13 protein-coding genes are annotated in these 13,316 nt (G+C 62.5%); 6 read left to right on the top strand and 7 right to left on the bottom strand.

The window, feature by feature from the left end:
- Positions 1–56 precede the first annotated feature (56 nt).
- From C5J24_RS24670 to C5J24_RS24660, 3 genes are all read left to right on the top strand, one after another.
- The gene (locus tag C5J24_RS24670; protein WP_105421653.1) at positions 57–479 is read left to right on the top strand and encodes a hypothetical protein; all 423 of its coding nucleotides are present in this window, start codon (positions 57–59) and stop codon (positions 477–479) included.
- An 86-nt stretch (positions 480–565) separates the two neighbouring features.
- Positions 566–1,660 (top strand): glycosyltransferase family 4 protein, encoded by a 1,095-nt coding sequence (locus C5J24_RS24665; RefSeq protein WP_105421651.1) that lies wholly within the window; start codon positions 566–568, stop codon positions 1,658–1,660.
- 17 nt (positions 1,661–1,677) lie between these two features.
- A complete protein-coding gene (locus tag C5J24_RS24660; RefSeq protein ID WP_105421649.1) occupies positions 1,678–3,888 on the top strand; it encodes an amylo-alpha-1,6-glucosidase in 2,211 nt (736 codons plus the stop codon).
- A 35-nt stretch (positions 3,889–3,923) separates the two neighbouring features.
- Here the strand turns inward: C5J24_RS24660 and C5J24_RS24655 are convergent, their stop codons facing one another.
- The gene (locus C5J24_RS24655) at positions 3,924–4,148 is read right to left on the bottom strand and encodes a hypothetical protein (RefSeq protein WP_105421648.1); all 225 of its coding nucleotides are present in this window, start codon (positions 4,146–4,148) and stop codon (positions 3,924–3,926) included.
- A 205-nt stretch (positions 4,149–4,353) separates the two neighbouring features.
- Here C5J24_RS24655 and C5J24_RS24650 point away from each other — a divergent pair, with 205 nt between their 5' ends.
- Positions 4,354–4,830 carry an Hsp20 family protein gene (locus C5J24_RS24650; RefSeq protein ID WP_105401822.1) on the top strand — a complete coding sequence of 159 codons (477 nt, stop codon included), beginning with the start codon at positions 4,354–4,356 and terminating at the stop codon, positions 4,828–4,830.
- A 120-nt stretch (positions 4,831–4,950) separates the two neighbouring features.
- Here C5J24_RS24650 and C5J24_RS24645 read toward each other — a convergent pair whose 3' ends face one another.
- The 5 genes from C5J24_RS24645 to C5J24_RS24625 form a co-directional block, all read right to left on the bottom strand.
- Positions 4,951–6,234 carry a TRAP transporter large permease gene (locus tag C5J24_RS24645; RefSeq protein WP_105421646.1) on the bottom strand — a complete coding sequence of 428 codons (1,284 nt, stop codon included), beginning with the start codon at positions 6,232–6,234 and terminating at the stop codon, positions 4,951–4,953.
- A 9-nt stretch (positions 6,235–6,243) separates the two neighbouring features.
- Entirely contained in the window at positions 6,244–6,741 is a 498-nt protein-coding gene (locus C5J24_RS24640; RefSeq protein ID WP_245446777.1) for a TRAP transporter small permease, read from the bottom strand.
- Between the two features lie 42 nt (positions 6,742–6,783).
- Positions 6,784–7,779: a C4-dicarboxylate TRAP transporter substrate-binding protein gene (locus C5J24_RS24635; RefSeq protein ID WP_105421703.1), complete on the bottom strand. Its 996-nt coding sequence runs from the start codon at positions 7,777–7,779 to the stop codon at positions 6,784–6,786.
- A 62-nt stretch (positions 7,780–7,841) separates the two neighbouring features.
- A complete protein-coding gene (locus C5J24_RS24630; protein WP_105421702.1) occupies positions 7,842–8,897 on the bottom strand; it encodes an Ldh family oxidoreductase in 1,056 nt (351 codons plus the stop codon).
- A 23-nt stretch (positions 8,898–8,920) separates the two neighbouring features.
- Positions 8,921–9,664 (bottom strand): SDR family oxidoreductase, encoded by a 744-nt coding sequence (locus C5J24_RS24625; protein ID WP_105421644.1) that lies wholly within the window; start codon positions 9,662–9,664, stop codon positions 8,921–8,923.
- A 210-nt stretch (positions 9,665–9,874) separates the two neighbouring features.
- Between C5J24_RS24625 and C5J24_RS24620 the strand changes: the two genes are divergently transcribed.
- Positions 9,875–10,897 (top strand): GntR family transcriptional regulator, encoded by a 1,023-nt coding sequence (locus C5J24_RS24620; RefSeq protein WP_105421641.1) that lies wholly within the window; start codon positions 9,875–9,877, stop codon positions 10,895–10,897.
- An 81-nt stretch (positions 10,898–10,978) separates the two neighbouring features.
- Here the strand turns inward: C5J24_RS24620 and C5J24_RS24615 are convergent, their stop codons facing one another.
- Complete coding sequence (locus C5J24_RS24615) at positions 10,979–11,701, bottom strand: FadR/GntR family transcriptional regulator (RefSeq protein ID WP_105401817.1); 723 nt, start codon at positions 11,699–11,701, stop codon at positions 10,979–10,981.
- 154 nt (positions 11,702–11,855) lie between these two features.
- Here C5J24_RS24615 and gudD point away from each other — a divergent pair, with 154 nt between their 5' ends.
- A complete protein-coding gene (gene gudD / locus C5J24_RS24610; protein ID WP_371674814.1) occupies positions 11,856–13,247 on the top strand; it encodes a glucarate dehydratase in 1,392 nt (463 codons plus the stop codon).
- The last annotated feature ends 69 nt before the right edge of the window (positions 13,248–13,316 follow it).

Here is a 13,316-nt window from a genome sequence, read left to right as displayed (position 1 = left end):
TCAACGAACAATCGACCACCGGGCGAAATCGCCATCTCCAGCAATGGGGTTACACGATGAGAAAGGAAACTACCGAGAATACCGCACCAGAGCAGGCCGCAGCGGCAATCAGCGCCGCCCATCTGCTGCACCCGGCGTCGCATTTCGACCACCCGCGGGACGTGCTGGCGGCCGAACACATCGGCAGGGACGAGAAGCGGGCGATCCTCGCATCATGGGCTTCCGACATATCCGCCATCGAATCCATGCCGGCCTTGCGCCGTTATCCGGGCATGGAAACCGTCGTCACCTATGACGAAATCCTCGAGGCCCTGAAAGCGCTCGACGGCGGCGGCGAGCCTCTTCCAGCGAAAAGACCGCGAGTTTTGGCGGAACCCGGCAGGAGCGACCGCAGAAAGCCACGGAACCGACGGCTTCGCGACCGTTTTGGCCTGTGCGGCTACTGGAACGGACGTCGCCGTCAGTTGTTTGAAACCTGAACATTCCAACCCGCCGCGTGCCGTCCTGACGGGCGCGGACATGATTTTTGCCGACGACTCTTTGCTCTCACGAGGAGGTTTTGCCGATGAAGATCGCTCAGATCGCACCGCTCGCCGAAAGCGTTCCGCCGAAGCTTTACGGAGGGACCGAACGCATCGTTTCTTATCTCACCGAAGAACTTGTCGCCCAGGGCCACGACGTCACTCTCTTTGCCAGCGCCGATTCCGTCACGGACGCGAAGCTGGTGGCGTGTTCGCAGGTCGCGCTGCGGCTCAACCCGGCCGTCAGGGACCACCTGCCGCATCAAATGGTCATGCTGGAGGAAATCCGCCGCCGGGCGTCCGAGTTTGATGTTCTCCATTTTCATATCGACCTGCTGCATTTCCCGCTGATCCGTGATTTTGCCGACCGCACGGTGACCACCCTGCATGGTCGCCTCGACCTGCCGGACCTGCATCCATTTTATCGGACCTTTCCCGATATCCCGCTGGTCTCGATCTCCAACGATCAGCGCCGCCCGATGCCGCCGGTCAACTGGTCCGGAACCGTCTATCACGGCCTGCCCGCCGACCTCCTTCCCTTTACCGCTACACCGAAAGGCAACTACCTCGCCTTCCTCGGACGTATTTCGCCGGAGAAGCGGCCGGATCGCGCAATCGAGATCGCGACAAAGGTCGGCATGCCGCTGAAGATCGCGGCCAAGATCGACAATGCCGACAAGGCCTATTGGGAGACGGTGATCGAGCCAATGGTCAAGAGCCATCCGAATGTCGAATTCATCGGCGAGATAGACGAGCACCAGAAAGCGGCTTTCCTCGGCAATGCCGGCGCCCTGCTCTTCCCGATCGATTGGCCGGAACCCTTCGGGCTGGTGATGATCGAGGCCATGTCGTGCGGCACGCCGGTTATCGCCTTCCGCTGCGGCTCCGCTCCGGAGGTGATCGACGACGGCGTTTCCGGCATTCTGGTCGACAGCGTGACTGAGGCTGCCGAAAATGTCGAATGGGCATTGCGGATGGATCGGAGAAAAGTGCGCGCCACATTCGAGAAACGCTTCACGGCCAAACGAATGGCACGGGACTATCTCGAACTCTATCGCAATCTGCCGGGCGTCCGCGCCAAGGCCGCACCTATCCGCCGATCAACCGGCCAGGCGCTCGACCTGCAGGTGGTCGCCTGAAATCTTGAGGAGAAGCCATGTCGATCGCCTCTGCGGACAACCCGACCGGGGTGCTGGCCGGCCCAGGCGCACCGGTCGCGCAATTCTTCATCCCCGCTGCCGCATCGCTGCAGGAGCGGCGGCCACGTACCCTGAAGCACGGCGATACCTTCGCCGTCTTCGATCACAACGGCGATGCGCTCTCCGGCCCGGGCAGCCCGGAAGGCCTCTTCCACCGCGACACGCGCTATCTTTCTCACCTCTACCTGTCGATCAATGGCCGGCGCCCGATGCTGTTGTCGTCGACATTGCGCGACGACAACGCAACACTCACCTGCGACCTGACCAACCCCGACCTCTTCGACGGCAAGGGCAGGCTCATCCTCGAGCATGACCTCATCCATCTGCGCCGGTCGCGCTTCTTGTGGAAGGCAAACTGCTACGAGCGGCTGACCGTCAAAAATTATGACGAGCGACCGCAGCACATTTGCATGGAGATCGCATTCGCGACAGACTTTGCTGACCTTTTCGAAGTCCGCGGTACCGTGAGGGCAAGAAAAGGGCGCCATCTTCCGGCGGTCATCGAGCAGGGCTCGATCCTGCTTTCCTATATCGGTCTGGACAGCAAGAAACGGCTGACACGGCTTTCCTTTGATCCGCAGCCGGACAAGCTCGGCAGCGACCTTGTCGTCTATGAACTCGATCTGGCACCGCACGAAAGCCGGTCGCTGTTCATCGAGATCGGCTGCGACCAGGCGGCGCAAACCGATAGGGCCGGCTACCGCTCGTTCTTTTTTGCCTTGCGGGATGCCCGACGGGCCCTGCGCGCCGCGTCTTCGCGCGCGGCGTCGATCATGACGTCGAACGAGATCTTCAACGAGGCGGCCCGCCGCAGCATTTCCGATCTCTACATGCTGATGACCGACAAACCGGAAGGTCCCTATCCCTATGCCGGCATCCCGTGGTTCAGCACCGTGTTCGGCCGCGACGCCCTTATCACCGCGCTGCAAACGCTGTGGCTCGACCCGGAGATCGCTCGCGGCGTGCTCGGCCATCTGGCGGCCAACCAGGCAACGGAGCTGGACCCGGCCTCGGATGCGGAGCCGGGCAAGATCCTGCACGAGGTGCGTTACGGCGAAATGGCCGAACTCGGAGAAGTTCCCTTCCGGCGCTATTACGGCAGCATCGATTCGACACCGCTGTTCCTGATGCTGGCCGGCGAGTACCTGAAGCGGACCGGCGACCTTTCGACGATCTTCCGTCTTCTGCCGCATATCGAAGCGGCGCTGACATGGATCGACGAGCACGGCGATCGCGACGGCGACGGTTTCGTCGAGTACGGGCGCCAGACGGAAGAAGGCCTGATCAACCAGGCATGGAAAGACAGCCAGGATTCCGTCTTCCATGCCGACGGAACGCTGGCCAGAGGTCCCATCGCCATTGCCGAGGTGCAGGCCTATGTCTACGGTGCGTGGCAAAGTGCTGCCGAGATCTTCCGTCGGCTCGATCGGCCGGAACAGGTCACCCACCTTCTGGCCAGGGCGGAAGGCCTGCGCCGCGCGTTCGATGCGGCCTTTTTCGACGAGGAGCTCAGCACTTACGTGCTGGCTCTGGATGGGGACAAACGGCCGTGCCGGGTTCGATCGTCGAATGCCGGCCACGCGCTTTTCACCGGCATTGCCTATCCAGAAAGGGCGGGACGGGTCGCCCATACGCTCATGAGTGCATCTTCCTTCTGCGGCTGGGGCATTCGCACCATCGCGTCGAGGGAGGCGCGCTACAACCCGATGAGCTACCACAATGGCTCGGTCTGGCCGCATGACAATGCGCTGATCGCCAGCGGTCTGGCGCGATATGGTTTTCGCGCGGAAGCGGCGCGGATATTCGACGGACTGTTTGGAGCCTCGACCTATATCGACATGCGGCGGCTTCCCGAACTTTTCTGCGGATTGCCCCGACAGCGCGCCCAGGGTCCGACATTCTACCCGGTCGCCTGTTCACCGCAGGCCTGGGCCGCGGCCGCTCCGCTTTCACTGCTGCAATCATGTCTCGGTCTCGACTTCGATCCGAATGCGTTGCAGATCAGCTTCAACGAGCCCCAGCTTCCGGCATTCCTCGACGAGGTCACCCTGCGGCATCTTATGATCGGTACCGGCTCGGCCGACGTTACCATCCGCCGCTCACGCCGCCAGGTCGTGGTCGATGTCGTCGACCGCAAGGGCGATGTTCGGGTTTTGACGATCGCGTGAGCGGGCACCAGGCCCGATCGGAACCACTGCCGGGTTTATTCGGCTTGCTCTTCCTCGCCGGCGGCGAGCAGATCGACAAGGACGGCAACCCTGCCAATCGGCAGATGCCGCCCTTCGCCCATCAGGGCTTCGTCGTTGCTGATCCAGGCCCAGGCTTCGGCCAGTTCGGCCTGGGTCGCGCCGGTTGCGATCACCTCGGTCACAAGTGTCCGATCGACGGGGCCGAGTACGGCGATGACGTCCTCTGAAGTCATTGTCATGATCTCTTCCTTTCCATGCTTCCACCCGCTTATATGGAGGCGAGAAGGCAAAATTCCATTTTTTTTGCTTGAGGAATTCGAGAGTCTTGAAACGTCAACCCGCTGAATTATATCAGTAATGTCGATCGCCTGAGGGGATCGACACAAAGTCCGGAGGCGCTGGCAGCGTCTCCTGTTCCATGTTGCTTCCAAGGAGGATATGGCTATGAGAACAAACCTCGATTTCTCTCCCCTGTTCCGGTCGAGCGTCGGCTTCGACCGAATGTTCAACCTGCTGGAAAAGGCAGGCAGCTTCGACGTGATCGACAGCTGGCCGCCCTATGATATTCTCAAGACCACCGAAGACGATTACCGCATCACCATGGCGGTTGCCGGCTTCGCACAGGACGAACTGACCCTTACGCAGGAGCAGAACATGCTGCTTGTCTCCGGTCAGAAGGCCAAGGAGGATGAAGGTCAGTACCTGCATCGCGGCATCGGCGGGCGGAGCTTCCAGCGCCGCTTCCAGCTTGCCGACCACGTCAAGGTCGTCGGCGCCAGCCTTACAAACGGTCTGCTGACCGTCGATCTCAAGCGCGAAATCCCGGAAGCGATGAAGCCGCGCAGGATCGAGATCGCGGCCGATTCCGCTCTTCCGCGGCTCGAAACGGGCTATGTCGAGGCGGAGAAAACCGCCGCGTAAGGCTTTCCAACACCGAACGGGCCCAGGTGCCGGATACTGCCCCGCACCTGGGCATTGTTGTATCTGGAGCCTATCTTTGCGATTCTATAGCATAGCGGTGACACCTGCTCTGACCCGGATTCACGGATTGAACAGCAGGTTCGGCATGTAGAGCACGATCCCGGGCATGAAGATCAGGATGAGCGTCACCAGCGATACCGCGATCAGGAAGGGCATGGATTCGCGCGCGTAATCTTCGATCGGGCATCGGAGGATCTGGCAGACGACGAACATCGCCCCACCCACCGGCGGGGTATAATTGCCGATCGTCGCCGCGATGATGAAGACCAGTCCGAAATGCACAGGGTCGATGCCGTATTGCTGGATCAGCGGCATGAAGATCGGCGTCAGCATGACGATCAGCACCGAGCCTTCCATGAACGTGCCGGCCACCAGGATGAACAGCACGATGATCACCATGACGATGGTCGGATCATCGGTGATGCCGAGCATCCATGTGGAGATCACCTCCGGAATGCGCTCGAAGATGATGCCGTAACCGAACACGGCCGAAAGCGCGAGCAGGAACATCACCGCGCCCACGTCGATCAGGCTGGCCTCGACCGCCTGCTTGAAGCTCGTCCAGGTCAGCATCCGATAGGCGAAGACTCCGACCAGGAACGCATAGACGACGGCAAAAGCGCCGATTTCCGAGGGTGTGAAGACGCCGAAGCGCAGGCCAAAGATCAGGATGATCGGGAAGAGGATCGCCCAGCTGCCGGCGATCGAGGCCTTGACGACCTCGGACGGCGTCGGTGCGCGGTCCAGTTCCGGCTTGTAGCCATGCTTGCGGGCGGTGATCGAGATGGTTACGGCAAGTGCCGCCCAGAGCATGAAACCCGGAATGATGCCTGCAGCAAACAACCGGCCGATCGAGACCTGCCCGACGGTGCCGTAGAGAATGAAGCCGATGCCGGGCGGAATGATCGGCGCCATCAGCGAACCGTAGGACAGCACGCCGGCCGCATAACCTTTCGAAAAACCGCGCTTCAGCATCTCGAAGCCGAGCAGGCGGGTATTCATCGCCGCATCGGCGATCGACGAGCCGGTCACGCCGCTCATCAGCGTCGAAAGCGCGATCGACACCTGCGCCAGGCCGCCCTGCAGTCGCCCGGTCAGCACCGACGCGAGCTTCAGGAGGTTATGGGCGATGCCCGAGGAGTTCAGGAAGTTTCCCGCGAGGATGAAGAGCGGCACGGCGAGCAGCGCGAAATTCTGCGTCTCCGTCACCGTCAGCTGAACCGTCATGGTGCGCGGCAGGTCCGGGTTCTGCAGGAAGAAGATCACACCGGAAATGCCGACCGCAAAGGCGATCGGCATGCCGATGACGAGGAGGATCGTGAATATGATCGCCACAAGCAGCATGACGCGCCCTCACACCACGTCGACGGCGGCATTGGCGACGTGTCCACCGCGCAGGTCCGCCCGGATGTGAAGGAGCGTGGTGGCAAGCAGAAGTGTCGCGCCCACGGGAAGGCTTGACGTCACCCAGGAATAGCTGACCCATGGAATGCCCTGGAAGGAGCGGATGCGGCTGATCCAGGTGAGGGTGAACCCGTAATACATGATGAACAGCAGGAAGGCGACGATCAGCACATAGTTGACCAGGCGCAGCGTCTTCTGCAGCTTTTCCGGCATCCGCAGGGTGAACACGTCGAGCGCCATCATGCTGTTCTTGCGCCAGGCGATGTCGGCGGCCAGGAAGCAGGACCAGGCGAACAGGCAGGTCGCCACGTCGATCGTCCAATTCTGCGGATAACTGAAGAAGCGGGCAAGCCCGCCCACAAAGATCAGCAAGGTCATGAGGATCAGAAACGTACCCGCGACGATTGCCTCGATCTTTCCGATGAAATCGTAAAAGCGTATCATCATCTCGTCCTTTCGCGGGCCGTTCCGATCCTCCAACCGCGGCTCCTATTTCTTGCCGAGCTCCGCCCGGACGGCGTTCCTGGCCTCCAGAATGCCGAGCTTCGAATAGGCGGCCTCGCCGGCCTTTTTGAACGCAGCAAGATCGATGTCGCTCACGACCTGCATGCCGCGCTTCTGGAGATCGGCCTTGATCGTGTCCGCCGAGGCCGAGATCTTCTGCGAGGTCTCGCGGCCGGCCGCCCTGCATTCCTCGACGAGCGCCGTCTGGAATTCCGGTGGCAACTTGGCGAACCAATCTGCGCTGACCACCTGGAAGTTGATCAGCATGATGTGCTTGGTCTCGTTGGCGTATTTCAGCACCTCGTAGAAGCGCCCGCCCGGAATGTTGGCATAAACGAGCTCGACCCCGTCGATCGCCTTCTGTTGCAGGGCGGGGTACATTTCGCCAAAGGCCATGGCGGTCGGCGCTGCACCCAGCGCCCGGATCGATTCCTGCCAGATCGGTGCAGGCGGCGTGCGGATCCGCAGGCTAGCGAGGTCCTGTGGTGTCCTGATCGGCTTGTTGGTGAAGAAATGGCGGAAACCCTGCACCCAGTCGAAGCAGACGACCTTCAGACCATGGCTGGACGCGAGCTCGTCCTGCCATTTCTTCAGTGATGGGGTTTCCGAAAGTTTCCAGACATCCTCCAGCGTGTCGACGAAATAAGGGCCGTTCATCACCGCGATGCCCGGCACGTAATTGCCGAGACGGGCGGAATCGGTGTTCTGGCCGACATTGGCGCCCTGGCGGATCTGTTCGATAATGTCTTCCTCGACGCCGAGCTGGGCGCTGTGGAACACCTCCAGCTTCAACCCGCCCCTGGTTCGCTCGTCCACCTTCTTGGCCCAGGCCTGGAAACCCGCATGAAACGGTTCGCTCGGCGCCAGAACGTGGTTGAAGCGCAGGGTGAATTTTTGCTGGGCGCTTGCCGGCGCCGTCGTCAGCGCGGCCAAACCGGCAGCCGCCAGAAGCGGCAGCAGTCTCTTTGCAGAAATGCGCATGCTCTCCTCCTCTTCGTGTCTTCTGGACATCTTTGCCTTGCCGGCTCCTTCGCCGGCAGTCGTCACGGCAACAGCGCGGGGGTCTCCAACCCGAAGCGTTCGCCAAGCTTTACGAACGCCTCCCGCGTTGCCGGATCCAGTGGAACGCCACGCTGTTCACGCTCGTCGGCGACCATCCATTCGCGGTCGCCCGGCGCCATCACCCGCATGCCCTCGCGAGGCGGCGAAGAGCGCAACACCTCGACATAACGCTGCATGCCGGCGGTGAAGACCTCTTCCGGCACGAAAGCGCCGGGCTTCATGGCCAATACGAAAGCGCCAAGAGCGCGGGGCGTGGAAAAATCCGGGCCGTTCATCGGCAAGAGGTCGAAGCTCAGCCGCATGCCCGACAGAACCGCACTCAGGATTTCCACCAGGCCCGCCAGCCCCGCACCCTTGAACCCGAACTCGCCGCCGACCGGCGCCAGCATCTCGGCCAGCGACGGATCACGGATGTCGCGGCCCTCGACATCCGAGGCGACGCCCGCCGGAAGCTCTCGGCCGAGGCTGCGGTAGAGCTTCACGCGGTTATAGGGAATGGCGCTCGTCGCCATGTCGAGCAGCCAGGGCCTTTGACCGGCGACAGGCACGGCAAACGCGATCGGATTGGTGCCGTGGAACCGCATCGCTCCGTCGTGCAGACGTACGAAACTGTCCGAATTGCAGAAAGCAGCGCCGATATACCCTCTCTGCGCCGCATCGAGCGCATAGGCGCCGGCCGGGCCAAAATGCGAGCTGTTGCGGATCGAGACGACGCCTATGCCGCATGTGTCGGCAAGCTCGATCGCCTTGTCCATGGCGCGATAGGCGGCAAGCGCCCCGTGGCCGTGATCGGCATCGAGCAAAGCTACCGCCAGCGCGGACTGAGTCACAGTGATGTTCGGGCGCTTGTTCACCCGGCCGCCGGTCATCACGGTGATATAATGGTCGAGCAGGCGCACTCCGTGGCTATCCACGCCGAGCCGCGAGCCATGCATCATCGCCCGGGTCGCGGCATCCGCGGTCGCCTCATCCGTCCCGGCGGCGACAAAAGCCACGCGGCAGAACCGCTCGACATCGCCGATTTCCGCATGGACCATATCCTCGGTGGCTGAAGTCTGGCTCAAAGCGTCTGTCCTCCGTCGATCACGAGTATCTGGCCGGTCATGAATGCTGCTTCGTCGCTGGAGAGAAAAACGGCCGCCGCCGCCATCTCCTCCACTGTGCCCAACCGGCCCATCGGTTGGCGGGAAATGAAGCTGCGCGGCATCTCTTCCGGATCGGCCGCCTCGTCGATCCGACCCTGCAAGCCGGGCGAAAGCGTCGTGCCCGGGCAAAGCGCGTTAACGCGCACACCGGTCGCGATCACGTCCCGCGCCACGGCCTTGGTAAGGCCGATCAGCGCCGCCTTGCTTGCGCCATAGGCGGCCCGGTTTTGAACTCCGGTAATGCTCGAGGCCACCGAGGCGACATTGACGATTGCGCCACTGCCGCGCGCGATCATGCCGGGCAGGACTGCCTTCATGGTACGGAAGGCGGATGTCGCATTCTGGTCGATGCTTTTTTGCCAATCCTCTTCTTCGCAATCGAGGATCGAGCCGTTGTGAACCCAACCGGCACAATTGGCGAGAATGTCGATCGGCCCGGCCTTGCCAAGCACCGCCTTCACCTCCGCAGCATCCGTGACGTCGAGGCCGACGATCTCGATGGCGGACGAACGATCGGCAAGATCGGCCATCTTGGACGGCGTGCGGCTCGTCGCCACGACCGTCGCTCCATCTTCGGCAAAGACGACGGCAATGGCCCGGCCGATGCCTTGGCCGGCACCTGTCACCAGAGCGCGCTTCTTTGCCAAACGACCGACCATCCACCTTCCTCTCCCACAGGCGCATCAAATGTCTAGTGTGTACACTAGACATCATTTGACGTTTGGCAAGACGGTTTGTGGATCACGACATGGCGAGCTTCGGTTCGGGCAGTGAAGCCGGCGAATTGAAGGGATGCATTCCACCTGATAGTTTCCTCACCTGAAGGCCGCCCAGGCGTCAAAAGCGGGGGCCGGAAGCAGGGAGGCAAGATGGTGGACGGGCGCGTGGCCAATGCGGAGGAGCGTCGGCCAAAGGTCGCTGGCGGTGCGGCGCCTCGTCTCTACCAGCAGGTCTACGAGATCATTGCAGGGCAGGTATCGCAGGGCGTGCTTCCGCCGGGCAGGCGCGTCACCGAAAGCGCGATCGCCGAGCAGTTCGGGATCAGCCGCGCGCCGGCGAGGCAGGCTCTGGCAGAATTGGAGCGCGAAGGGTTTATCGAAAAATCGGCGGGCCGCGGCTATCAGGTAAGCGCCTCGGAGCCGGGAAAAGCAGCGCGACCGGCGGAGCTTTCCCATATGGCCGAAGAGCCGCGCCTCACCCAGTTGTCAAGCTGGGAAAGAATCTACGGCGAGGTGGAAAGCGAGATTGCCGCACGATGTTTCTTCGCCGGCTGGCGCGTCAACGAGGCAGAACTTGCCCGCTTCTACGACGTCAGCCGCACGGTGGCCCGCGATGTCGTCGGTCGGCTGCAGCAACGCGGCATCGTCCGTAAGGATGAGCGGGCACGCTGGGTCGCGCCTGCCATGACGCCGGATCACGTCGGTGAACTCTACGAACTGCGCTGGCTGCTGGAGCCCGTGGCGCTTGAAAAGGCGGCGCCAAGGGTTTCGCCCGAAGTCCTTGCCGCCATGCGCGACCATCTGCAATCGGCGATGGACAACGCGGCCGAGCTTACGGGCCCGGATCTCGACCGGCTGGAGGAGGAGCTGCATGTCACCCTGCTCGGCCATTGTGACAACCGCACGCTGATGCAGGCGATCGGCCTGCCGCAGGCGCTGCTCGTCGCGCATCGCTTCCTCTATCAGTGGATGCCGCGGTTGTTCGGTTCGGAGCCCTTCCTGCCGGAACATATGGAAATCGTCGAGCGGCTTCAGGCCGGCAGGGTGGGAGACGCAGCTAGATCCCTGCGAGAGCATCTGCAGGTTTCGCGTCAGCGGGCGATCGACCGCATCACGCGGGTCACGCGGGAAGTGCATCCGCATGACCTGCCCTATCTGGAAAAATTCGACTGAACCTCCGCGCAAAGCGGCAGCACCGGCGACCGGGCTACTTCGCCGATATCGGGTATCTTTGCGCAGAAACTTGATGCCGCTTCACGCGCCGTCTTCGACCAGAAGTCGAATGACGCTCTGGCTCATGTGGAAACTCATGACTTCGTGTGCCTGCACCGGGTCGCCGGCCTTGATCGCTTCAAGGACGCGCTGATGCTCTTCGACGACACGCGGCGCCACCTGGTCCGGCGGCCGTTCTTGCAGCTTGCGGGTGAACTCCATCATCAGCTTGATCTGGTTGCGCATCGTCCCGAGCGCAAAGGGGAAATAAGGGTTGCGAGTGGCTTGCGCCACGGCCATGTGAAAGGCGAAGTCTGCTTCAAAAACGCCCTCGCCGGGCGGCAGGGTCAGCATCCGACGGTGCGCGTCCTCGATGCCGCGGATCCCTTCGGGATCACAAAGCCGCGCCGCGTCCTCCGCTGCCGCGCATTCCACCACCTGGCGAAACCGCATGCAGCGCTTCATGTCGAACACCGTCTGGATCGACAGCCCCTGAATATCGGCGGCCGACGGCACGACATCCGCCCGCGGCTGCACGAAATTGGCCGAGCCTCGCCGGGAAATGATCCGGCCGGCGTCGCGCATCTTCACCAGCGCCTTTCGCAGGACCGGACGCGATACGCCGAATTGACGGGCAAGCTCCGCCTCCGGAGGCAACCGTCCGCCCCCCTGCCAGGCCGGCGCCTCCAGCATTGCTTCCAGCCGGGCGAACACATGCGACGACAGGTCCCTAACGGCGCGGGTTTGCTGAATTATCTCATCCATCGCCACATCCTATCTCCGGTATCCGCCCTTTCCAAGTGGGTCGACAGCTTACTAATATTTACTTATATTGACAAATGAGTTCGCTTGCGCGACTTAGTTGGGGATTGCCGCGCCAAGCTGGCCAGAAACCCGCATGACCTGAGAAGTGCCCGACATGACAGAGGACTGGATGCTCATCGAGCCGAATTCGTCGACCCACGCCGCCAACAGCCATCTCGCCCGGCATACGCCGCGGATCGTTTCCGTGCGGGCGATCCCGGTTGCGGGACGCGACAGCATGTTGCTCAACCTCAGCGGCGCGCACGCTCCCTTCTTCACCCGCAACCTTGCGATCATCGAAGACGATTCGGGTCATCTAGGCATCGGCGAGGTTCCGGGCGGCGAAACGATCCGCCGGACGATCGAGGAAGCAGGCCCTCTCCTGATCGGCCAGACGATCGGTGGATATAACGGCCTGCTCGACCAGGTGCGCAAGACGTTCGGCGACCGTGACAGCGGCGGCCGCGGGCTGCAGACCTTCGATCTGCGCACGACCATCCATGTGGTGACGGCGCTGGAATCGGCGCTGCTCGATCTTCTCGGCCAGCATCTCGGCGTGCCGGTGGCAGCCCTTCTCGGCGACGGCCAGCAGCGCGACCGGGTCGAAATGCTCGGTTACCTCTTCTACGTCGGTGATCGCCAAAAGACCGACCTCCTTTATCGTGATGGCAAAGGCGAGACCGATGCCTGGTTGCGGCTGCGCGACGAGGAGGCGCTGACGCCGGAAGCCATCGTCAGGCTCGCCGAGGCAACGCAGGAGCGCTACGGTTTTCGCGACTTCAAGCTGAAAGGCGGCGTCTTGCGAGGCGACGAGGAAATCGAGGCGGTGACGGCCATCGCTCGCCGCTTCCCCGAGGCCCGCGTCACCCTCGACCCCAATGGCGCCTGGTCGCTGGAGGAGGCGGTTCGCCTCTGCAAGGGACGCGGCGACGTACTCGCCTATGCGGAAGACCCCTGCGGTGCCGAGCAGGGTTATTCCGGCCGCGAGATCATGGCCGAATTTCGCCGGGCCACCGGCTTGCCGACCGCCACCAACATGGTGGCCACCGATTGGCGGCAGCTCTCGCACGCGATCCAGCTGCAATCGGTCGACATCCCGCTCGCCGACCCGCATTTCTGGACCATGCAGGGCTCCGTGCGCGTCGCACAGGTCTGCCAGACCTTCGGCATGACCTGGGGCTCGCATTCCAACAACCATTTCGACGTGTCGCTGGCGATGTTCACCCATGTGGGCGCGGCAGCGCCCGGACGCGTAACGGCACTCGACACCCACTGGATCTGGCAGGACGGACAGCGGCTGACCCGCGAGCCGCTGAAGATCGAGGACGGACATATCGCCGTGCCGGACCGGCCGGGGCTCGGCGTCGAGCTGGATATGGAGCGCGTCGAGGAAGCCCACCAGCTCTACCTGAAGCACGGGCTCGGCGCGCGCGACGACGCGACCGCCATGCAATATCTCATCAAGGACTGGCGCTTCGACAACAAGCGGCCGTGCCTGGTGCGCTGACGAAAGAACCACAGGGTCGCCATGCGCCGCGGCGGCCATCACCAGGACGCGGCGTCAAGGATCATTGAG

Origin of the sequence: Neorhizobium sp. T25_27 (assembly GCF_002968565.1) — a bacterium.
GTDB lineage: Bacteria > Pseudomonadota > Alphaproteobacteria > Rhizobiales > Rhizobiaceae > Neorhizobium > Neorhizobium tomejilense.
This window is presented reverse-complemented; position numbering and strand designations above follow the sequence as displayed.